Source organism: Nonomuraea soli, assembly GCF_013761175.1.
Lineage (GTDB): Bacteria > Actinomycetota > Actinomycetes > Streptosporangiales > Streptosporangiaceae > Nonomuraea > Nonomuraea soli.
In genome coordinates, this window is the sequence record NZ_JACDUR010000004.1 from 806,682 (window position 1) to 827,589 (window position 20,908).

The following is a 20,908-nucleotide window of genomic DNA, read 5'->3' on the forward strand; positions in this document are numbered from 1 at the left end:
GTGATGAGGGCCGACGCGCGCCGCAACTACGACCACCTCGTGGCCACGGCCAGGGCGGTCTTCGCCGAGGAGGGGCCGCAGGCGTCGCTGAACGAGGTCGCGCGGCGGGCGAAGGTGGGCCCCGGCACGCTCTACCGGCACTTCCCGACGCGTCAGGCCCTGCTGGTGGCCGTCTTCAGGGAACGCATCGAGCGCCTGTGCGCCCTGGCCGAGCAGTCAGGCTCGGCCCCCGCGGGGGAGGCGCTGACGGGGTGGTTGCGCGCGCTGCTGGTGCACGCCCAGACCGACGGCGGCCTGGCGGCGGGCATGGCCGACGACCCGGGGTTCGACTGCCACGCGCGGCTGATCGGCGCCGCGACGGGCCTGCTCGACAGGGCCGGGCAGGCGGGCGCGGTGCGCGACGGGGTCGAGGTCGAGGACCTGTTCCAGCTCGTCACCGGGATCGCGATGACCGCGCCCAAGGACCGGGGGGAGCGCCTGCTGATGCTGGCGCTGGAAGGAGTGCTGGCGGACGGTCCTAGGCGGCCAGGTCCCAGCCGGGCCTGAAGGAGGCCTCGACGACCACGAGGGTCGCCTCCATCCGCCCCGTCAGCTCAGCCAGGTCGGTGATCTCCTGCCCCGGGCACTCGAAGCCCACCCGCATGGCCGCCATCGCGAACCCGACGATCAGGGCGGGAAGCTGGTCGGTGGCCGGGTCGCGGCCGGTGCGCCGGGCGACCTCCTCCACCAGCCGCAGCTCCGTCTGTGACCCCCTGGCCACGGCCCGTCCGACCAGCATCGGGTTGTTTTCGTAAAGTTTGCGAACTTTGAGGAACCGATCCGTGTCTTCCGGCGTTGAGTTCCTCATGTCGGCGATCACCGCGCGCACGCAGTGCAGCAGCGAGGTGAACGGCGGCTCGTCGAGGGGCCGGTCGCGCAGGCACTCCTGCATGATCTCCTCGCCGTGGTCGTGCCACCACAGGGCGAGGTGCTCCTTGCTGGAGAAGTAGCGGAAGAAGGTACGCGAGGAGACGTCGACGACCCCGGCGATCTGCTCGACGGTGGTGGTCTCGTATCCTTGTTCGAGGAACAGGTCGAGCGCCGCGTCGAGAAGCGCCAGGCGCGTCTTCTCCTTCTTGCGTTCACGCAGACCCATGCTGGTCACTCCCTCGAAACCTTCCTGTCACAGTATGACAGATGTCACGGTCTGAAAAATAAAACCCATTTGTCATCTGTCACTCCCTGACATACATTACCTGAGGCTTAAGAGACGTATGCCCTGAAATGGGGCAGGTAGTTGAGGGGGAACTCATGGCGCAGGCGAAGACGGTGGGCCTGCCACCGTCGGACAGCCCGGCCGCTCCGGCTGGCAATCCGTGGCTGACGCTGCTGGCGGTCTGTCTCGGCGTCATCATGGTCATGCTCGACGGCACGGTCATGGGCATCGCCGCACCGGTGATGGGCGCCGAGCTCGGCGCGACCCTGCAGGACATGCAGTGGGTGACCAACGGTTACCTGCTCGCCCTGGCGGTCTTCCTGATCACGGCGGGCAAGCTCGGAGACCTCTTCGGGCACAAGCGGGTCTTCCTGATCGGTGTCGCCGGTTTCGCCATCAGCTCGCTGGCCATCGCGCTCAGCAGCGGCGTGACCATGCTGATCGTCTTCCGGGTCCTTCAGGGCCTGTTCGGCGCGCTGCTCCAGCCCGCCGCACTGGCGCTGCTGCGCGGGGCGTTCCCGAAGGAGAAGCTCGGCCAGGCCATGGGCGCCTGGGGCGCGATCATCGGTCTCTCCAGCGCGGCCGGCCCCATCCTGGGCGGCCTGCTCGTGGAGAACGTCAGCTGGCAGTCGGTGTTCTACATCAACGTGCCGGTCGGCATCATCGCCCTGATCATGGGCATCGTCATCATCAAGGAGAAGCGCACCTCGATCCTCGGCAAGGTCGACTGGCTGGGTGTCGTGCTGCTCTCCGGCATGATGTTCTCCCTCGTCTGGATGATCATCAAGGCTCCCGAGTGGGGCTGGGGCGACGCCATGACGCTGGGCTGGCTGGCCGCGACCGTGGTCCTCGGCGCCGGATTCGTCTGGTGGCAGAGCAAGGCTCGTGAGCCGCTGATCCCGCTGTCGCTCTTCAAGAACCGTTCGATCTCCATCGGCACGTTCCTGATGATGATGGTCGCCTTCGCGATGTTCGGCGCCATGTTCTTCCTGGGCTTCTTCTTCCAGGGTGTGCACGGCCTGACCCCGCTCGACGCCGGTCTGCGCATGCTGCCGATGTCCGCGGGCATGATCGTGGCCTCGCCGCTCGCGGCGGTGCTGCTCGGCAAGCTCGGCCCGAAGATCACGATGGCCGCCGGTCTGCTGGTCACCGCGGTCGCGATGTTCCTGATGTCGCAGCTGACCGTCGACGCCTCGTTCCTCGCGACCGGTCTGCCCTTCCTCCTGCTGGCCTTCGGCCTGTCGCCGGTGTTCGTCGGCGCGACCGAGATCATCGTGGGCAACGCCCCGATGGAGCTCGCCGGCGCGGCGGGCGGCCTGCAGCAGTCGGCCATGCAGGTCGGCGGCGCCCTCGGCACCGCCATCCTGGGCGCGGTCATGTCGAGCACGATCGCCACCAAGCTGCCCGAATACCTCGGGCCGCAGGTCACCCAGGCGCTCCCGCCGGGTGCGCTGGAGGGGCTGGAGAAGGCCGCCGCGTTCGGCACCGTGCCGCCGCAGGCCACGGTCAACCAGCCCGCGGAGGCGGTCAACCTGCTGACCAGCGCCGTGCACAACTCCTTCATGGACGGCATGCACACCGCGTTCATCGTCAGCACCGTCGTCATGGTCATCACCGCGGGCCTGGCCCTGCTGGTGAAGTCCGGCCGCAAGATCGAGGACGCCCCGGTCCACATCGGCTGACCGGCACCCTTTCCGTACGGCTCCCGCCAGATCCCTGGCGGGAGCCGTACACAATGGCAGGCATGAAGAACTGCCCCTGCGGGTTGCCCGCCGCCTACCGCGACTGCTGCGGGAGGTTGCACGACGGCCAGGTCAAAGCCGGTACGGCGGAGCAGCTCATGCGCTCGCGCTACAGCGCCTACGCCAAGCGCCTGGCCGCCTACCTGCGCGAGACCTGGCACCCGTCGACCCGTCCCGAGCGCATCGACTTCGAGCGCGGCCTGGAGTGGACCGGCCTGACGATCGAGCGCGCGGAGGGCGGCTCGCCCTTCCACACCGAGGGCACCGTCGAGTTCCGCGCCCGCTTCCACCAGCGCGGCGCCGAGGGCGAGATGCACGAGATCAGCCGCTTCACCCGCTACGACGGGGCCTGGGTCTACGTCGACGGCAAGGTCGAGTAGAGCTCCCTCAGATCCGCCAGCTCGGAGGCGGGCACGCGCAACCGGATCTCGGGCGAGGGCGCGAACGATTCCACCTGGTCCCAGGTGACGTGCCTGCTGCCGCGATGCAGCCGCCGTACGACCACCCGGACCAGCCACGGGCCGGCGCCACCGGGACCACGTTCGTAGCCGAACAGCTGGCCGGTGTTGCGCGGCACCACGACCAGACCGCTCACCCGCAGCGCGTTGGCCGCCGGGCCGAGCAGGTGGCCGTCCTGGCTCAGCCGTACGTCGGCCACCTGGCCCACCACGCGGCCCTCCGCGTCGGTCACCGTACGGCCCAGCAGTTCGCTGACGCGCATCGCTCCCCGATGCTGCCGGTCAGGGGGCGGCTCATCGTCGTGCGCGGGAGCGCCGCTGCCCGGCAGGGGAGCGATGAGGTGGACCCGCGTCCAGCGTTCGAGCGCGGCCTCGGCCGGGTCACCGCCCACCTTGAGCGCGCTGCCGATGTCGGTGACCAGGCGCATGGGGATGCGGCGCGGAGCCGGGTCCTCCTCGGGGCGCAGCAGCGTGGTGACCGCCACCATGAGCCGCCCGATCACCCCGCCGATGCGCGGTCCGAGGGCGAGCGGCCCGGTCAGGAGCGCGCTGACGTACAGCCGGCCGTCGCGGTCGTAGTCCAGCTCCAGGTCGTCGGCCTTGCTCACCATGCGCGCGTCGTCGGCCCGCACCACCTGGCGGTCGAGCAGGTGGAGCTGGGCGTGCAGGGTCCTGGCAGCGGTCATTGGCCCGCCTTCGTCGCGATCATCAGCGGGATGGCGGCCACCGACACCACCAGCAGCAGGATCATGTACAGGGTGCCGAGCAGGTTGGAGAAACGGCCGTTGACGTGCACGCCCATGTAGTCGGGATCGTTGGCGATCATCAGGACCGGCAGATAGGTCAGCGGCAGCGCCACGGCGGAGAAGATCAGGGAGTACTCCGTCACCTTGATCGGGTCGATGGTGGTGAGGATCAGCGCGGTGGCGATGATCAGCGTCACCAGCAGCGTGGCGTGGAACCTCGAAGCGTCGCGCGGCCGGACGAACTTGCCCCACTGCCAGCCGAAGTACTGGCTGATCGTGTAACCCGACGACAACGCCGTCTCCAGGGTCGCGCCGAACGTGGCCGCGAACACGCCGAAGATGACCGCGACCAGGCCGACCTGCCCGAGACCCACCGCGGCGGGCAGCGCCATCTGGCCCAGCGAGCCGACCTCGATGCCGTGCGGGAGGAAGAGCGTCGCGCCGCACGCGGCGATGGCCAGCGACAGGAAGCCGCCGAGCGGGAAGCCGATGAACACGTTCGCCCTGGCCTCGCCGAGGTCACGGCGTGTCCAGCGCTCCTCGACGCCGCCGGAGGAGAAGAAGAACACCTCGTACGGCGTCATCGCCGCGCCGAGCAGCGCGATCGCGTAGTACCAGTAGGTGGGCGCGCCCTCGCTCTCCGGAGGGCTCGTCAGCTGCCGCCCCAGTTCGCCCCAGTCGGGGCCCAGCTGCCACAGCGCCACCGCGAACACGATCAGCGCCAGCCCCGCCAGCCCGAACACCCGCTCCATGGTGGAGAAGCGCACCCGCCAGATGACCAGCCACGCCACCAGCGCCACCCCCGGCACCCACACCAGGTAGTCGATGCCGGTGGCCAGCTCCAGCGCCAGGGCGGCGCCGCCGATCTCCGCGGCCAGCGTCAGCAGGTTGATGGCGAAGGAGGCCAGCAGGTTGGTCAGGCCGGTCCGCGGGCCCAGCCGCTCGCGCACCAGGTCGAACACCGGACGCCCCGAGACCGCCGCGATGCGCCCCGACATCTCCGCGAACAGGCAGATGCCCACCACGCCGACGATCACCACCCACGCCAGCGACATGCCGAACCTGGCCCCGACCAGCGAGTTGGCCACCAGGTCGCCGATGTCGACGAAGCCCCCGATCGCGGTCAGGATGCCGAGCGTCACCCCCAGCAGCTTCTTCACCGGTGCGCCTCCCCGAAGGCACGCAGCTCCGCGCCGACCTCCCCGAGCGCCGCCGCGGCCCCGGCCGGGTCGGCGATGCGGTCGCGCCTGACCTGGATGAGCAGGTCCTGCACCTGCTCGGCCGCCTCCTGGGTGAGGCCGAGGACCTGGTCGCGCATCGCGTCAGCGGAGGCGGAGGGCGGCTGCACGGCGCCGAACTGGTCGTTCAGGCTGGACAGCGAACCGGCCGCCTCGGTGAGGACGGTCTTGAGATAGGGACGCGTCAGATCGGGCTCGTGCTGGACGGCCAGCCGGACGAACTCCACGTCGGAGGCGGCCGACTCGGCGGTCATCCCGGCCTTGAGCGCGTAGTCGTGATGGTCCCACGCGGGGCTGGAGCAGCTCGTCACGGCGAGCGCGGCCAGGACGGCCAGCGCCCGCCTCACGAGCGCCGCCGCAGCACGAAGTAGGCCAGGACCCCGAGGAGTACGGTCAGCTGCCCCCAGGCGAGGAGCAGAACCAGTCCCTCATCTCGCACGGGGTGTCATCTGCCCTATCGCGGCGGCATCATGCCTGACCAGGGGTGATGACGAGCCGCACGCGCCCGGAGGCGGGCGTCTGGACGGTGAGGATCCGGCGGGCACGGTCCCACGAGGCGGTGCCCGTGGAGGCCTTGCCGCCGCCGGGGAACTCGTCGGCCGGCAGGTAGATCTCGGTCGGGCCGCTGCCGTTGGCCTCGAACTCCACGGTCAGCCTGCCCGGCTCGGCGCTGATCCGGGTGGGCGTGCCGCCGATCGCCCGCGGGTAGGCGCGGTCCATGACCTTGACCAGCGGCCCCGCCCTGCCGTCGGTGTACGGTCCCCAGGGGCCGTCGTCGCGTGACCAGTAGGCGCGGCCCATGCCGAGCTCGTCACCGAGGTCGAGCACGGACTCCACCATCTCGGACGAACCCGGCTTGGTCATGTCGAGCCCGAACTCGCCCAGCACGATCGGGGCCTTGAGCCGCTCCGCCGTACGGAGCATGTTCTCCTTCCACCAGCCGACGGTGCGGTCGGTCCACTCGCGCGAGCCGCCCTCGTAGCCGTCGCCCAGGTCGAGGGGGAGCGGGTACAGGTGCGGTGCGAGCACGACGCGGTCGTCGTCGAAGGACGGCAGCGCGGTGGGCAGGCCCCAGTTGACGCCGACCGCTTGCGGTTCGACGAAGATCCAGTTGGCGGGGTCGACCGAGCGGATCTGCTTGATGCAGCGGCGGTAGAGCTCGGCCAGCGGGCCGCTCTCGAACGCGGCGCCCTGGAGCGAGCCGCCCCAGGGCTCGTTCATCAGGTCGTAGCCGATGACCGCCGGATCGTCCTTGAAGCGGGCGGCGACCGCCTTCCAGGCGCCCGCGTAGCGGTCCATGAGTTCCGGGTGCTCGCCCGTGGTGTTCCAGAAGTGGTCGAAGGCGCGGATGACACCCGGCTCCAGGTAGTACATCTCCCAGGTCCAGTGGCCGGTGGCGACAGGCAGGCCGTCCAGGTGGGTGGCCCACCGCGGCGCACCGTTGCCCGCCTCGCCGCCGGGGGTGATCGAGTTGCCCCACAGGTCCTGGTGCATGTCGAGCAGCACGTGGTAGCCGCGCTTGCCGTACCAGGCGACCCGCTCGGCCACCTGGTCCAGGTACTTCGTGTCGTAGACGCCCGGCTGGGGCTCGACCGCGCGCCACTGCAGGAGGAAGCGGACGAAGTTGGTGCCCATGTCGGCGTATTCGCGCTCGACGTCGGCCTCGGTCAGCTTCGGCAGGCCGTCGGGGGTGCCCTTGGCGCTGCTGGCGGTGTTGAAGCCGTGCAGCATCAGCGCGCGGCCCTGGTCGTCGGTGATGAAGCGGGCCATCGGCTCGGGCGCGGAACGGGTGGCCGCCGCCACGCCGCCCGCGATGAGGACGACCGCCATGACGGCCAGACCGGTGCGCTTCATCGACCATTGCCTCCGTTTCGGGTGGCCGCTAGCCTGCCGAACATGAGCATTGTTCGCAATAGCCTGGCGGGGATCGTTACCGCGGTGATCGTCGTGGCCTTCGGCCTCTTCGGCGGCGTCCTGGCCACGCGGGTGGGCTACCTGACCGTGCTGTCGGCCGTCGGCGCGCCGTACGGCCTGCCGGGGCTGCGGATCATGCCGCTGGGGGAGACGCCGTGGGGGCTCTTCCTCGCCGACGTGGTGGCCGCGGTGGTGCTGGTCGTGCTGGTATGGCGGGCCAGGCGCGGCTTCTGGGGCACCTGGGGCGTCTTCGTCGTGGCGGCCGTCGCGGCCAACCTGCTGCGCGCCGTGGCGATGTCGGCCGCGCTGCATTCGGCCCTGGGCGCCTACGCCGGGCAACTGGCAGGAGCGGTGCTGGCGGGGTTGGTGTGGGGACTCGCCCTGGGCTGGATCCCGGCCCTGGCCCGAGCGGGCATAAACTCGTCAAGGTGAGTACGCAGATCCTCCCCGAGCAGAAAACCACGCCGCAGACGTCGCACGGCGACGGGGACCACGAGCGGTTCGCCCACTATGCCGACCGCAACAAGATCACCGAGGCCATGGTGACCGGCACGCCCATCCGCGCCCTGTGCGGCAAGGTGTGGGTGCCCAGCCGGGATCCGAAGAAGTTCCCGGTCTGTCCGGAATGCAAGGAGATTTACGAGGGGTTGCCCGACGGAGAGCCCAACAACGAGTGAGTGTTGCTCACGGCTGATCACGTTCGGTGGAGCTACGGTCACAGTACCTACTAGCTCATGCCGTAACGGGGGATCCGCATGGCTCGGCGCGCGACCGCCGTCACCTTGGTGTGCCTTCTTGCCGCCTGGCCGGCCGTGGCCGTCCAGGCCGAGCCCGGATCCGGCTGCCGCGTGGCCGCCCGCACGTCACGGCTGCCCGAGCCGTACGCACCCACGCCCGGCCAGGTCACCGACGCTCTCGCCGACCTGGCCGAGCGGATGGAAGGCGCGCCCGCACCGGCCGCCAAGCTGACCGTGCCGCTGTGGGTCCACGTGCTCACCGACGGCCGCCGCCGCCCGCCGGACGCCGCGATCAAGGAGCAGGTCGCCACGCTCAACGCCGCCTACGGCGGCCAGTACGGCGGGCCCGACACCGGGGTGCGCTTCGAGCTGAAGGGCATCGCGGTCAAGCAGCAGGCCGACTGGTTCGTCGACCCGCTGCTGCACGAGCGCCAGATGAAGGGCGAGCTGCGCAAGGGCGGGCCCGAGACGCTCAATCTCTACATCGCCCAGCTGAGCGAGCTGGTGCTGGGGTATTCCACCTATCCCCACTGGTACCGGGGCGCGCCCATCAACGACGGCGTCGTCATCGACTGGCGCAGCCTGCCGGGCGGCTCGCTGCGCAACTTCGACCGCGGCTACACCGGCGTGCACGAGATCGGGCACTGGCTGGGGCTCTTCCACACCTTCGAGAACGGCTGCGAGGCGCCCGGCGACGGGGTCGACGACACCCCGTACGAAGCGACGCCGACGGAGGGCTGCCCGGCGGCGAAGGACACCTGCAGGGCGCCCGGCACCGATCCCATCCACAACTTCATGGACTACGCCCACGACCGGTGCATGCAGGAGTTCACGGCAGGCCAGGGGGCGCGCATGCACGAAATGTGGGCGGCATACCGGTCATCACCGGAAATGTCGGATCGCCTACCCTAGATGAGTGACAGCACCGAAGACTCTTGACGCTCCATACGTACCTCCCCGCATCTTCGGTCCCCAGTACCGCACCGCCACGCTGGGCATCCTGCTCGTCGTCACCCTCATCGCCTTCGAGGGCATGTCGGTCGGCGTCGCCATGCCCAAGGTCTCCGCCGAGCTCAACGCGCTCAACCTGTACGGCATCAGCTTCTCCGCCTTCCTGATCGCCAGCCTCTTCGCCAACGTGGTGGCAGGGCTCTGGTCGGACCGGCGCGGCCATACCGTGCCGTTCCTGGTGGGCGTCGGGATGTTCGTCGCGGGCATGGCGCTGGCGGGCGCGGCGGGTCACGCCATGGTCTTCGTGGCGGCGCGAGCCGTCCAGGGCCTCGGAGCCGGAGCCACGATCGTGGCGATCTACGTGATGGTCGCCCGCGTCTACCCGCCCGACGCCCGGCCCAAGGTCTTCGCGGCGCTGTCGGCCGCCTGGGTCGTGCCCGCCATGGTGGGCCCGGCCGTCGCCGGATTCGTCACCGAGGCCTTCAGTTGGCGCTGGGTCTTCTACGGCATCATCCCGCTCGTGGTGCCCGCGCTCGTCATGCTGCTGCCCGCACTACGCCAGACCGCCGGTACGGCAGGCGAACCGTCCAGCGGGCCGCGCTCCAGGCCGCTGCCCATGTCGCTGGCCGCCACCGCCACCGCCGGAGGCGCCGCCCTGCTCCTCGCGGGGCTCACCGGCCTGCAGACCTCCCCGGTCGCGGGAACCGTCATGGCCGCCGTCGGCCTCGTCGCCCTGGTGCTCAGCCTGCCCAGGCTGCTGCCACCCGGCGCGATGCGCTTCGGCCGCGGGCTGCCCACCACGATCATGATGCGCGGCCTGCTGTCGGCGGCGTTCTTCGGCGTGAACACCTACATCCCGCTGGTGCTGGAGGAGGTCAAGCGGTTCAGCACCGTCCAGGCGGGCATGGCGCTCACCTTCGGTGCGCTGGGCTGGTCACTCGGCTCCTACCTGCAGAGCCGCAAGGTCGTCCCCGCCCACACCCGCATCCGGCGCGGCGCCGCCTTCGTCACCCTCGGCTCGCTCGTCACCACGGTCGCCATGATCCCGGCCGTGACCGGGTGGATCATGGTGCCCGCGTGGATCATCGCCGGATTCGGCATGGGCATCGGCATGGCCACCGTCAGCGTCACCGCGATGAAGCAGTCACCCGCCAACGAGCAGGGCGCCAACTCCGCGGCCCTGTCGGTCACCGACATGCTCGGCTCCGCCCTGGCCACCGGGATCGCGGGCGCCATCGTCAACGTCATCGGACACCAGCCGGATCAGCTCGCGACCGGGTTCGTCGTCGTGGTCGGGCTCATGGCGGTCGTCGGAGTGCTCGGCGTGAGCGTGGCGGGACGGGTCAAAGACTGACTCATTTGCCCCCGTCGCCCCAGCGATCACGGATTCCCTGACCGGCGCCGTCCCGAGTGGTAAACCTCGGGACAGGGAGGTGTCATGGAGGACGATCATCGCGTCTGGCCGGCGGAGGGCGACGACGATCCACCGTGGAACCCGCGCCTTCGCCGTACGGCCTCGCGCGACGTGGAGCGGCCGTCGGAACGCGGGCCGGATCCGGACGCGGACTGGGCCAGGCCCGCGGGGCGCGGTGGGCCGGGGCACGACGCGGACTGGGACCATACGGGCGGCTGGGACCGGCCTGCGGGGCGCGGCGGGCCGGGGCACGACGTGGACTGGGGCCGTGAGGGCGGTCGCGGGTCTGGGCACGACACGGACTGGGGTCGTGAGAGCGGTCGCGGGCCGGCGTACGACGACGGCTGGGACCGGCCTTCCCCTGGCGCCGGCGGCTTCGAGGACCGCCACCTCCCGTGGGAGGAGTCCCTCCCCCCATCGGCCCGCATCCACGGCACCCCCACCGCTCCCACCAGGCAATACCGCACCCCCGGTGGCGGCCGGCGGCGCAGGTGGGGCCGCCGCCTGGGCGCGCTGCTGGCCCTGACCCTCGCGGGCGGCCTCGTCGCGGGCCTGGCCGCCGTGCTGCTGCGCCTGCCCGCCCCCAGCGCCCCCGACACCGTCCTGGCCGACCCGCAGGCGGGCCTGACCCTCCAGCTCCCGCCCGGCTGGCGCGAGGCCGCCGTGCCCCCGGTGACCGGCTTCACCTCCGCGGCGCGCGACGACGGCGGAGCACTCCTCATGATCAGAAAGGTCACCGGCGCCGACGTGAAGACCCTGGCGGGCGACTACGCCGGCCTGCTCCTCCAGGGCGACCGCATGGCCGTGGTCGCCGACACGCCGACCAGCCGCTCCATCCGCGCCGAGTACGACGACGTGGTCAACCGCCCCGCCTACCTCCGTGTGACTCTTGTCACCCGCGGCACCGCCCAGATCCTGCTCGTCGGCCTGCTCCAGCCGGACGAACCCACAGCCAGACAGGCCCTCGACAGCCTCATGAACACCGTCAAATAACGCTCATATCACGCGGGGGAGATCTTGGCCAGGATTGGTCGTGCACGGCACGTCTTGTCGGTGCCGCCGATTACCCTTGGGTCACTGTGAGAGAGCTGAGCCCACGAGACCCAGAGGTGATGACGGTGCCCATCCGATCCCAGGGGCACCCACAGCTTCGCGAGGAGGCCGCGTGAGCACTTTCGCGGCATCCCACCTCTCGCCCTCCTACCCCGACCGGGCCGCCTGGGGCACCGCCCCCAAGCTGCGCGCCTGGCAGCAGGAAGCCTTCGATCTCTACTCCCGCGTCCAGCCGCGCGACTTCCTCACCGTCGCGACCCCGGGCGCCGGCAAGACCACCTACGCCCTGCGCATCGCCAGCGAACTGCTCGACCTCGGCGTCATCCGGGCCATCACCATCGTCACCCCCACCGAACACCTCAAGCGCCAGTGGGCCGACGCCGCGAGCAAGGTCGGCATCAGCATCGACCCCGAGTTCAAGAACAGCCAGGGCGCGACCTCCCGCGACTACATCGGCGTCGCGGTCACCTACGCCCAGGTCGCCATGCACCCGGCGCTCCACCGCGCCCGCACCGAGGCGCGCAAGACACTCGTCATCTTCGACGAGGTCCACCACGCGGGCGACGCCAAGTCCTGGGGCGACGGCATCCGCGAGGCCTTCGAGCCCGCCACCCGCCGCCTCCAGCTGACCGGCACCCCGTTCCGCTCCGACGACTCGCCCATCCCCTTCGTGCTCTACGAGGAGGACGAAGAGGGCTTCAAGCGCAGCCGCGCCGACTACTCCTACGGCTACGGCCCGGCACTCAACGACGGCGTCGTGCGCCCCGTCATCTTCCTGGCCTACTCCGGCGAGATGAAATGGCGCACCAGAGCCGGCGACGAGATCGCCGCCACCCTCGGCACGCCGCTCACCAAGGACCAGCTCTCCCAGGCCTGGCGCGCCGCGCTCGACCCCAAGGGCGACTGGATCCGCCAGGTGCTCCAGGCCGCCGACCGGCGGCTGACAGAGGTACGGCGAGGCGTGCCCGACGCCGGCGGCCTCGTCATCGCCACCGACCACGAGACCGCCCGCGCCTACGCCAAACACCTGCGCAACATCTGCGGCGAGGGCGCCACCATCGTCCTGTCCGACGACCCCGGCGCGTCGAAGAAGATCAAGGGCTTCTCCGCCTCTCAGGACCGCTGGATCGTCGCCGTCCGCATGGTCTCAGAAGGCGTCGACATCCCGCGCCTGTGCGTCGGCGTCTACGCCACCTCCACCCAGACCCCGCTCTTCTTCGCCCAGGCCATCGGCCGCTTCGTGCGAGCGCGCAAGCGCGGCGAGACCGCCTCGGTGTTCCTGCCGAGCGTGCCCAACCTGCTCGGGCTGGCCAACGAGATGGAGGCCGAGCGCGACCACGTCCTCAACAAGCGCCAGCCCGAAGACGGCCTCGACGACTCCCTGCTCGACGACGCCAACCGCCGCCAGGACAACCCCGACGTCCTGGGCGACGAGCTGCCGTTCGAGACGATGGAGACGACGGCGACCTTCGACCGGGTGCTCTTCGACGGCGGCGAGTTCGGCACCGGGGCCGAGGTGGGATCCGCCGAAGAGGAAGACTTCCTCGGCCTGCCCGGGCTGCTGGAGCCCGACCAGGTGGCCACACTGCTGCGCAAACGCCAGGCCGACCAGCAGGCCGCCCGCCGCGCCAAGCCGGTCTCGGCGCCCGTGGAGCTGTCGCCGCACGAACAGATCGCCGAGCTGCGGCGCGAGCTCAACGGCCTCGTCGGGGCCTGGAACCACCGCACGGGGCAGCCGCACGGGGTCATCCACTCGGAGCTGAGGCGTGCCTGCGGTGGACCGCCGATCGCGCAGGCCACGGCTGAGCAGATCCAGGAGCGGATCGCCAAGATCAGGGCTTGGGCCACGCAGCGGTCTCGCTGACATCCCCGCCTTCCCGCCCCCCGCCCGCCCACCCACCCGCCCCCGGTCCTGCTCGGGCTGGGGGCCTCTGGCAGTTGCCGTTCGGGGGTGAGGGAGAGGGCCTGCCGCGCTCGGGTCCGCCGGGGTGAGGCTCGGATGGTTCGCGCTCGGGTCCGCTGGGGTGAGGCTCGGGCGGTCGCTTTTCGGGCCCGCTCGGGTGGCCGCTCTCTGGCCCGCTTGGGTGAGGCGCGGGTGGCCGCCTTCGCAAGCGGCTGGGTCGCTGGGCGCCGCGCCTGATGGTGACTGGCCGCCGTCCACGGCGCGCCGAGTTCCGCCGTCCCGCGTCTCGCCGACCCGGCGCGGGGTGAGGGGTGGCGGGACCGGTGGACGCGGTGGTGCAGCAGAGGGCTCCCTCACGCCGTGGGTGCTGTCCAACCTCGGTGAGATGGCCCGGTGGCGTCCCGAGCGCCGGTGCTGCACCCTCGACGGCGAGGCGGTCGGCGTGCAGGACCTGTCGGCGACGGACTTCGCCGTCACCCGCGAGGTGCACACCGGTTCCCGGCTGGGCAGCCGTTTCCAGGGGCGGGGGCTGGGCACCGAGATGCGTCCTGCATCTGGCCTTCGCCGGGCTCGGCGCGGTGTCGGCGATCTCGTCGGCGTTCGAGCACAACGGCGCGTCCCTGGCCGTCTCGCGCAAGCTCGGGGCTGGAGGCGTGCCTGCCGCATTTCACGGGGACACGGCGATGACGAGCTTCGCGCGGGCGTGCCGTACGCCGAAGTGGCGCATGGCGTCGGGCGTCTCGTCCAGCGGGTAGGTCTGCTCGATCGAGGGGGTCACGGTGCCCGCTTCGACCAGTTCGGTCAGGTCGTGCAGGCCGTGGGCGTCGAGTACGGCCATGGGTGCCAGCAGTGTGTGGCCGGCGAAGCGGTTTCTGGCGACGGCGCCGATGACGCGTGCCATCGGGCCGAGGAGGCGGCCGCCGGTGGCGCTGGACAGGACGAGGGCGCCGGTGGGCGTCAGGGTGCGGCGTTGGGCGGACAGGGGGTGGTTGCCCGCGATGTCGAGGATCAGGTCGTAGCGCCGCGGTCCGCGCGTGTAGTTCTCGCGGGTGTAGTCGATGACGTGGTCGGCGCCGAGTGACGTGACCAGGTCGGCGTTGCGCGTGCTGCACACGCCGGTCACCTCCGCGCCGGTGGCCTTGGCGATCTGCACGGCGAAGGTGCCCACGCCGCCGGACGCGCCGTTGATCAGGACGTGCTGACCGGCCGTGATCCCGCCCTTGCGCAGGCAGTGGAGGGCGGTGTAGCCGGCCAGTGGTACGGCTGCCGCCTGCTCGAAGGTCAGGCGGGCGGGCTTGGGGGCGAGCCTGCCCTCGGGGACGGCGACGAGTTCGGCGAAGCTGCCCGACTGCGCTTCGCCGTACACCTCGTCACCGGGGCGGAAGCGGGTCACGCCGGCGCCGGCCGCTTCGACGGTTCCGGCGAGGTCCCTGCCCCTGACCTTGGCGCGGGGGCCGGGCAGGCCGAAGGCCAGGCGGCTCAGGTACGGCACGCCGGTCATGGTGGCCCAGTCGGCGTGGTTGACGGAGGAGGCGTGCACTCTGACCAGCACCTCGCCGTCTCGGGCGGTGGGCGGGTCGATGTCGTCGAGGGTGAGCGTCTCGGCGGGGCCGTACGAACGTTGCGTGATCGCCTTCATGGGGGTCGCCTCATTCCACCGTGCGGAGGATCTGCTCGATCGCGGCAGTGCGGGTGCGCAGCTCGGCGAGGTCGGCGGCCACGCGCTGCTGGGTGTCGAGGTGGTGCTCGGCGAGCTGCTCGTAGCGGCGCACCAGCTGGCGCAGGTCTTCCTGGGTGGCGGCCGACGTCTTGAGCTTGCGTAATTCGGTGACGGTCGCGGCGATGGCGATGAGCAGCACCAGCGCCAGGGTGAGCAGGCCGAGCGTGAGCACCGTGCCCGGCCAGGTCGCCGGCTCGGCCGACGTGAGGTCCATCAGGGCTTCTCCTGGTCCGTGGGAGGAAGGGTCCGTACGGCCTCGGCCAGCGCCGAGGCGGTGAGGTGGAGGTCGAAGTCCACGACTTCGTAGTACTTCATGGCCTTGCCGTCGTCGGACAGCTCCAGGCTGCCGACGATCAGCCCCGCGGCCTCCAGCCGTTGCAGGTGCATGTGGAGGAGCGGGCGGCTGATGCCGATCTCGCGGGCCAGGTGACTGACGTAGTCGCGGCCTCCGGCGAGCTGGGCGACGATGCGCAGCCGCAGGGGGTTGGCCAGCGCCGACAACATCGCGAGGAGCTCGTCGCCCGTCGGTGTCACAACTCTCCTACACCTGAAAGATTCTTCTTACACGTATAACGGTAACCTGAACCAGGGTGGGAGGGAAGAGCGTCTTTGGGTGGATATGGACGGGGCGCCGGTCGATCAGTGAGGGATGACCTCGTCGCTGCGGCCGTCGAGGGTGCGGGTGCGCGGCGGCAGGTCGACGGCGAGCCGTACGGTGGCCTGCCCGCCGGTGACCCGCACGGGAGCGGTCCGGACGCCGGGGTGATGGCCGTCGAGCGGACCTTCGTGCACCCAGACGCGCAGTTTCCTGCCCTTGTGGCGGAGCATGACGAGGGCGGTGTCGCACTCGTCGGAGGCGGCCTTCCAGGCGAGGGTCAGGTGGGAACCGGCGATCCTGGCGTGCGAGGGCACCGGGCGGCGTTCGGCGCAGACCGCGGGAGCGGGCTGTACGGCGGGCGCGACAGGGGAGGCGACGACCTCAGTGGGCGCGGGGTGGGCCGGGGTGAGAGCGATGGTGCCCGCTTCCAGCAGGCCGAGCCCGAGCACCGCGGCGACACGGGCGAGGGCGCGGCCGCGGATGAGGAACCACAGGGCCACGGGAGCGAGCAGGAGCCAGGCCGCGCCAAGAGCGGTGGTGAGCATGGAGACCTCACAGGAGCGAAAATGTCACTCACCGTCATAGCGCGGAAGCGCTCTGTATGTGTGCGCTTTACCTGAGGATGGGTGCCCCTTCGAGGACGGCTCCCGCCTCGTCCAGTTCGGCCAGCGCGTGGTCGGTCGTCTCCTTGGCCACCCCGGCGGTCAGGCCGAGCAGCACCCTGGTGGCGAAGCCGTGCTTGACCGCGTCGAGGGCGGTGGCGCGCACGCAGTGGTCGGTGGCGATGCCGACCACGTCGACGGAGTGCACGCCGCGCTCGCCCAGCCACTCGGCCAGCGTCTGACCGTCGCCCGAGGCGCCCTCGAAGCCGCTGTAGGCGGCGCTTCGGGAACCCTTGCTGAACACCTCCTCCACGGCGGCCACGTCGAAGGCCGGGTGGAAGTCGGCGCCCGGCGTGCCGACGACGCAGTGGGGCGGCCAGCTGGTGACGTAGTCGGGCTCCTGGGCGAAGTGGGTGCCGGGGTCGACGTGGTAGTCGCGGGTGGCCACGACGTGGTCGTACGGGTGGTCGGCGACGTGCCGGGTGATCCCGGCGGCCACTTCGGAGCCGCCGGAGACCGGGAGGCTGCCGCCCTCGCAGAAGTCGTTCTGCACATCGACGATGATCAGCGCAGTGCTCACAAGTCCGACTTTACGCCGCCCGCCGGTTCGTTCCAGCGAGCCGGGGCCGTGGCGGAGTGTCGCCCTAGGCGAACTCCGTCGGGATCGCCGCGTACCCGCGTCCCAGGTGCAGCGCCTCCTGCGGCAGCAGCGCGATGGCCTCCCTGTGCCGGGCGCGGGCGGCCTCCAGGGGTTCGGCGCCGATCACCTCGCCGTCGCGGACGAGCTGGTGCAGCAGCGGGACGCCGCCGTCGGGGGCGGTGCCCGAGGTGGTGACGAACTCCGTCTCGTAGCGCCCGGCGTCGTCGAGCAGGCGGTAGGCCTGCTTGCGCCCGCCGCGCGACGGCTTGCCGACCGAACGTTTGGCGACGGGTTCGAGCTTGCCGGTTGCGGTCTCGCGGGCGACCAGCTTGTAGACCAGCGCCGCGGTCGGCACGCCGGAGCCGGTCACGACGGAGGTGCCCACGCCGTAGCCGTCGACGGGGGCGGCGGCGAGCGCGGCGATGGCGTACTCGTCGAGGTCGGAGGTGACCAGGATGCGCGTGGAGAAGGCGCCGAGCGAGTCGAGCTGCTCGCGCACCTCCTGGGCGGCCACGGCCAGGTCGCCCGAGTCGATGCGGACCGCGCCGAGCTTGCTGCCGGCCACCTCGACCGCGGTCCGTACGGCCTGCGCTACGTCGTAGGTGTCGACGAGCAGGGTGGTGGAGGCCCCGAGCGTGGCGACCTGCGCCTCGAAGGCGGCCTGCTCGGAGTCGTGCAGCAGGGTGAAGGCGTGCGCGGCCGTGCCCGCCGTGGGCACGCCGTACAGGCGACTCGCCATGAGGTTGGAGGTGGAGGAGAATCCCGCGATGTAGGCGGCCCGCGCGGCGGCGACGGCGGCCCACTCGTGGGTGCGGCGCGAGCCCATCTCGATGATCGGTCGCCCGGCGGCGGCGGTGGTCATGCGGGAGGCGGCAGAGGCGATGGCGCAGTCGTGGTTGAGGACCGACAGGATCATCGTCTCCAGGAGGACCGCTTCGGCGAAGGTGCCCTCGACGACCATGATCGGGGAGGCGGGGAAGTACACGTCTCCCTCGCGGTAGCCGTACACATGCCCGGAAAATCGGTAATCGGCGAGAAACTCTAGAGTCTGCGCATCGACCGCCGTCGCCAGGAACTCCAGCTCATCCGGGCGGAATCGGAAGCTTTCCAGCGAGTCCAGGACTCTTCCGGTGCCCGCAACCACCCCATACCGCCGCCCTCCGGGCAGGTGGCGGGCGAAGACCTCGAAGACCGCGCGCCGGTGGGCGGCGCCGCTGCGCAACGCGGCCTGCAACATCGTCAGCTCATAGTGATCTGTGAGCAACGCAGTGCTCATGGTCATAGTCACGAGTCGAGACTACGGCCCAGATAGGGCAGACTCGGGGATGTGGGTAGCACCGCTCCAATCGCCGTCGAGCGTCCGTCATCGGACGTCCGGCCCGATCTGCCGTGGGTGACCATCGTCTGGAACGACCCGGTGAACCTCATGTCTTATGTGACCTATGTCTTCCAGACGGTCTTCGGTTACTCCAAGGAGAAGGCCGAGAAGCTGATGATGGACGTGCACCACAAGGGCAAGGCCGTCGTGTCGAGCGGCACGCGCGAAGAGATGGAACGCGATGTGCAGATTCTTCACTCCTACGGCCTGTGGGCGACACTCCAGCAGGACTCGGTCCACTGACATGAGCTCAGGATTCAAGCCGCGCAAGGGCGGCGGGGTCATCGCCCACTTCGAGCCGGCCGAGGCCTCGATCCTGCGTTCCCTCGTCACGATGGTGCTCGGCATGGTCGAGCCCGGCCACGTCAGCGACGACCCGCTGGAGCGCGCGCTGGGCATCGGCTCCAGCGAGGCGCCTTCCGACCCGGTGCTCGCCCGGCTGTTCCCCAGCGCCTACAGCGACGAGGAGCAGGCGGCGGAGTTCCGCCGCTACACCGAGACCTCCCTGCGCGAGGCCAAGCGGGCCGACGCGCAGACCATGCTCGACACCGCCCAGGCCGGGCGCACCGAGCTGACCCCCGAGCAGGCGCAGGCGTGGATGCGGGCGCTTAACGACGTACGGCTGACGCTGGGCACGCGGCTGGAGGTCACCGAGGAGATCCACGACGAGATCGCCGGCATGTCGGAGGACGATCCGCGCTACCCGGCGTTCGTGATGTACGACTGGCTCACCTACTTGCAGGACACCCTCGTCCGCGCCCTCTGGTAGCCCGGGTGGTAGCTTCCAGCACATGCTGGAGATCTCGCAGGAGCTGGTCGACAAGATGATCGAGCACGCCCGCCGGGACCACCCCGACGAGGCGTGCGGGGTGATCGCCGGACGCGACGGCGTGCCGGAGCGCTTCGTCGAAATGGAGAACGCCGAGCGTTCGCCCACCTTCTACCGCTTCGACTCCAAGGAGCAGCTGAAGGTCTGGCGGGAGATGGACGACCGCGACGAGGAGCCGGTGGTGATCTACCACTCGCACACCGCCACCGAGGCCTACCCCTCGCGGACCGACGTTTCCTACGCGAGCGAGCCGAACGCCCACTACGTGCTGGTGTCCACCCGGGATGAAACCAGGGCGGAGCTGCGTTCTTTCCGCATTGTGGACGGCGTCATCACCGAAGAAGAAGTCCGGATAAACTGACCATCATGAGGAGCGCAGCCCCCGTGGTACAGAGCGTGGTACAGAGCTACCTCTTCGCGCACACTCCTTCTGTCGTCGTCTACGACTGTCGCTGAGCGCGCTCTCGCGACCGGTCCACCAACAACACGACACAAGGATTGATCATGGCTGTGGAAGTCCGTATCCCGACCATCCTCCGCAACTACACCGACGGCGCCAAGGCCGTCGCCGCCGAGGGCGCCACGCTCGACGAGCTCATCGCCAACCTCGAGAGCAACCACCCCGGCATCAAGGACCGCCTGGTCGACAAGGGCGCCCTGCGCCGCTTCGTCAACGTCTACCTCAACGACGAGGACGTGCGCTTCCTCGGCGGCCTCGGCACCCCCGTCTCCGACGGCGACACCGTGACCGTCCTTCCGGCGGTCGCCGGCGGCATGGCGTAGTCATGCGGTTCGACTCATTGATCGATTCGGTCGGCCGTACCCCTCTCGTCGGCCTGCCCCGCCTCTCGCCCTCCGACGACGTGCGCGTCTGGGCCAAGCTGGAGGACCGCAACCCGACCGGGTCGATCAAGGACAGGCCCGCGCTCTGGATGATCGAGCAGGCCGAGAAGGACGGCCTGCTCACCCCCGGCTGCACGATCCTGGAGCCCACCAGCGGCAACACCGGCATCTCCCTGGCCATGTCGGCCAAGCTCAAGGGCTACCGGCTGATCTGCGTCATGCCCGAGAACACCTCGGAGGAGCGGCGGCAGCTGCTGCGCATGTGGGGCGCGGAGATCATCTCCTCGCCGGCCGCGGGCGGCTCCAACGAAGCCGTGCGCGTCGCCAAGGGCCTCGCGGCGGACAACCCCTCCTGGGTGATGCTGTACCAGTACGGCAACCCGGCCAACTGGCGCTCCCACTACGAGACCACCGGCCCCGAGATCCTGGCCGACCTGCCCCGCGTCACCCACTTCGTGGCCGGACTCGGCACCACCGGCACCCTCATGGGCGTCGGCCGTTTCCTGCGCGAGCAGGTGCCCGGGGTGCAGATCGTCGCCGCCGAGCCGAGGTACGGCGAGCTGGTGTACGGCCTGCGCAACGTCGACGAGGGCTTCATCCCCGAGCTGTACGATGAGTCCGTGCTGACGACCCGCTTCTCCGTGGGTTCGGGCGACGCGCTCCGCCGGACCCGCGAGCTGCTGGCCGCTGAGGGCATCTTCGCCGGGATCTCCACGGGAGCCGCCCTGCACGCCGCCCTCGGCGTGGCGGCCAAGGCCGTCAAGGCGGGGGAACGGGCCGACATCGTGTTCGTGGTGGCCGACGGCGGCTGGAAGTACCTGTCGACCGGCGCCTACGAGGGCACGCTCGACGAGGCGGAGGACCGCCTGGAAGGCCAGCTCTGGGCCTGAGCCCGCGCCGGCGCGACGGCCGTCGGGCTTCACGGTCGCGTCAGGGCGGCCAGCAAG

General features: G+C 70.6%; 25 protein-coding genes. 14 read left to right on the forward strand and 11 right to left on the reverse strand.

What is annotated here, in order from left to right; translation table 11 throughout:
• Positions 1-3: 3 nt before the first annotated feature.
• A complete protein-coding gene (locus HNR30_RS22210; protein WP_181611819.1) occupies positions 4-546 on the forward strand; it encodes a TetR/AcrR family transcriptional regulator in 543 nt (180 codons plus the stop codon).
• On the opposite strand, the gene HNR30_RS22215 is transcribed toward HNR30_RS22210, so the two are convergent.
• Positions 518-1,135 carry a TetR family transcriptional regulator gene (locus HNR30_RS22215; RefSeq protein ID WP_181611820.1) on the reverse strand — a complete coding sequence of 206 codons (618 nt, stop codon included), beginning with the start codon at positions 1,133-1,135 and terminating at the stop codon, positions 518-520. The genes HNR30_RS22210 and HNR30_RS22215 overlap by 29 nt on opposite strands.
• 155 nt (positions 1,136-1,290) lie before the next feature.
• On the opposite strand from HNR30_RS22215, the gene HNR30_RS22220 reads away from it, so the two are divergent.
• Together HNR30_RS22220 and HNR30_RS22225 are read left to right on the forward strand one after the other, a co-directional pair.
• The gene (locus HNR30_RS22220; RefSeq protein WP_181611821.1) at positions 1,291-2,877 is read left to right on the forward strand and encodes a DHA2 family efflux MFS transporter permease subunit; all 1,587 of its coding nucleotides are present in this window, start codon (positions 1,291-1,293) and stop codon (positions 2,875-2,877) included.
• 62 nt (positions 2,878-2,939) lie between these two features.
• Positions 2,940-3,317 (forward strand): YchJ family protein, encoded by a 378-nt coding sequence (locus tag HNR30_RS22225; RefSeq protein WP_220133810.1) that lies wholly within the window; start codon positions 2,940-2,942, stop codon positions 3,315-3,317.
• Here the strand turns inward: HNR30_RS22225 and HNR30_RS22230 are convergent.
• From HNR30_RS22230 to HNR30_RS22245, 4 genes are all read right to left on the reverse strand, one after another.
• Entirely contained in the window at positions 3,293-4,081 is a 789-nt protein-coding gene (locus HNR30_RS22230; RefSeq protein ID WP_181611823.1) for a hypothetical protein, read from the reverse strand. The two genes, HNR30_RS22225 and HNR30_RS22230, sit on opposite strands and share 25 nt — an antisense overlap.
• Positions 4,078-5,301 (reverse strand): NRAMP family divalent metal transporter, encoded by a 1,224-nt coding sequence (locus HNR30_RS22235; RefSeq protein ID WP_181611824.1) that lies wholly within the window; start codon positions 5,299-5,301, stop codon positions 4,078-4,080. Before HNR30_RS22235 ends, HNR30_RS22230 begins: the two co-directional genes overlap by 4 nt.
• Entirely contained in the window at positions 5,298-5,726 is a 429-nt protein-coding gene (locus HNR30_RS22240; protein ID WP_181611825.1) for a hypothetical protein, read from the reverse strand. Before HNR30_RS22240 ends, HNR30_RS22235 begins: the two co-directional genes overlap by 4 nt.
• A gap of 121 nt (positions 5,727-5,847) precedes the next feature.
• Positions 5,848-7,233, reverse strand: a complete 1,386-nt coding sequence (locus tag HNR30_RS22245) for a cellulase family glycosylhydrolase (protein WP_181611826.1) — start codon at positions 7,231-7,233, stop codon at positions 5,848-5,850.
• Between the two features lie 42 nt (positions 7,234-7,275).
• Here HNR30_RS22245 and HNR30_RS22250 point away from each other — a divergent pair, with 42 nt between their 5' ends.
• The 6 genes from HNR30_RS22250 (at position 7,276) to HNR30_RS22275 (ending at position 13,312) form a co-directional block, all read left to right on the forward strand.
• Positions 7,276-7,725, forward strand: a complete 450-nt coding sequence (locus HNR30_RS22250; protein WP_181611827.1) for a hypothetical protein — start codon at positions 7,276-7,278, stop codon at positions 7,723-7,725.
• Complete coding sequence (locus HNR30_RS22255) at positions 7,722-7,970, forward strand: DUF3039 domain-containing protein (protein ID WP_181611828.1); 249 nt, start codon at positions 7,722-7,724, stop codon at positions 7,968-7,970. The genes HNR30_RS22250 and HNR30_RS22255 overlap by 4 nt, the downstream gene beginning before the upstream one ends.
• 78 nt (positions 7,971-8,048) lie before the next feature.
• The gene (locus HNR30_RS22260) at positions 8,049-8,942 is read left to right on the forward strand and encodes a zinc metalloprotease (RefSeq protein WP_181611829.1); all 894 of its coding nucleotides are present in this window, start codon (positions 8,049-8,051) and stop codon (positions 8,940-8,942) included.
• 4 nt (positions 8,943-8,946) lie between these two features.
• Positions 8,947-10,335 carry an MFS transporter gene (locus HNR30_RS22265; protein WP_181611830.1) on the forward strand — a complete coding sequence of 463 codons (1,389 nt, stop codon included), beginning with the start codon at positions 8,947-8,949 and terminating at the stop codon, positions 10,333-10,335.
• An 84-nt stretch (positions 10,336-10,419) separates the two neighbouring features.
• Positions 10,420-11,388, forward strand: coding sequence for a hypothetical protein (locus HNR30_RS22270; protein ID WP_181611831.1), 969 nt, complete (start codon positions 10,420-10,422; stop codon positions 11,386-11,388).
• A gap of 172 nt (positions 11,389-11,560) precedes the next feature.
• Positions 11,561-13,312 carry a DEAD/DEAH box helicase gene (locus tag HNR30_RS22275; protein WP_181611832.1) on the forward strand — a complete coding sequence of 584 codons (1,752 nt, stop codon included), beginning with the start codon at positions 11,561-11,563 and terminating at the stop codon, positions 13,310-13,312.
• Between the two features lie 706 nt (positions 13,313-14,018).
• On the opposite strand, the gene HNR30_RS22280 is transcribed toward HNR30_RS22275, so the two are convergent.
• The 6 genes from HNR30_RS22280 to HNR30_RS22305 form a co-directional block, all read right to left on the reverse strand.
• Positions 14,019-14,990 (reverse strand): NAD(P)-dependent alcohol dehydrogenase, encoded by a 972-nt coding sequence (locus HNR30_RS22280; RefSeq protein ID WP_181611834.1) that lies wholly within the window; start codon positions 14,988-14,990, stop codon positions 14,019-14,021.
• A 10-nt stretch (positions 14,991-15,000) separates the two neighbouring features.
• On the reverse strand, positions 15,001-15,285 hold the full coding sequence (locus HNR30_RS22285; protein WP_181611836.1) for a hypothetical protein: 285 nt from the start codon (positions 15,283-15,285) through the stop codon (positions 15,001-15,003).
• Positions 15,285-15,605 carry an ArsR/SmtB family transcription factor gene (locus HNR30_RS22290; protein ID WP_312894557.1) on the reverse strand — a complete coding sequence of 107 codons (321 nt, stop codon included), beginning with the start codon at positions 15,603-15,605 and terminating at the stop codon, positions 15,285-15,287. The genes HNR30_RS22285 and HNR30_RS22290 overlap by 1 nt, the downstream gene beginning before the upstream one ends.
• A 105-nt stretch (positions 15,606-15,710) precedes the next feature.
• Positions 15,711-16,214: a hypothetical protein gene (locus HNR30_RS22295; protein WP_181611838.1), complete on the reverse strand. Its 504-nt coding sequence runs from the start codon at positions 16,212-16,214 to the stop codon at positions 15,711-15,713.
• A 67-nt stretch (positions 16,215-16,281) separates the two neighbouring features.
• On the reverse strand, positions 16,282-16,851 hold the full coding sequence (locus tag HNR30_RS22300; protein WP_181611839.1) for a nicotinamidase: 570 nt from the start codon (positions 16,849-16,851) through the stop codon (positions 16,282-16,284).
• Positions 16,852-16,915: 64 nt separating this feature from the next.
• On the reverse strand, positions 16,916-18,193 hold the full coding sequence (locus HNR30_RS22305) for a nicotinate phosphoribosyltransferase (protein WP_220133812.1): 1,278 nt from the start codon (positions 18,191-18,193) through the stop codon (positions 16,916-16,918).
• Positions 18,194-18,238: 45 nt separating this feature from the next.
• Between HNR30_RS22305 and clpS the strand changes: the two genes are divergently transcribed.
• The 5 genes from clpS (at position 18,239) to HNR30_RS22330 (ending at position 20,851) form a co-directional block, all read left to right on the forward strand.
• Entirely contained in the window at positions 18,239-18,532 is a 294-nt protein-coding gene (gene clpS / locus HNR30_RS22310; protein WP_181611844.1) for an ATP-dependent Clp protease adapter ClpS, read from the forward strand.
• 1 nt (position 18,533) lies between these two features.
• Entirely contained in the window at positions 18,534-19,058 is a 525-nt protein-coding gene (locus HNR30_RS22315; protein ID WP_181611846.1) for a DUF2017 domain-containing protein, read from the forward strand.
• Positions 19,059-19,080: 22 nt separating this feature from the next.
• Positions 19,081-19,479, forward strand: coding sequence for a M67 family metallopeptidase (locus HNR30_RS22320; RefSeq protein WP_181611848.1), 399 nt, complete (start codon positions 19,081-19,083; stop codon positions 19,477-19,479).
• A gap of 143 nt (positions 19,480-19,622) precedes the next feature.
• Positions 19,623-19,901 (forward strand): MoaD/ThiS family protein, encoded by a 279-nt coding sequence (locus HNR30_RS22325; protein WP_181611850.1) that lies wholly within the window; start codon positions 19,623-19,625, stop codon positions 19,899-19,901.
• Positions 19,902-19,903: 2 nt separating this feature from the next.
• Positions 19,904-20,851 carry a PLP-dependent cysteine synthase family protein gene (locus HNR30_RS22330; RefSeq protein ID WP_181611853.1) on the forward strand — a complete coding sequence of 316 codons (948 nt, stop codon included), beginning with the start codon at positions 19,904-19,906 and terminating at the stop codon, positions 20,849-20,851.
• Positions 20,852-20,908 lie beyond the last annotated feature (57 nt).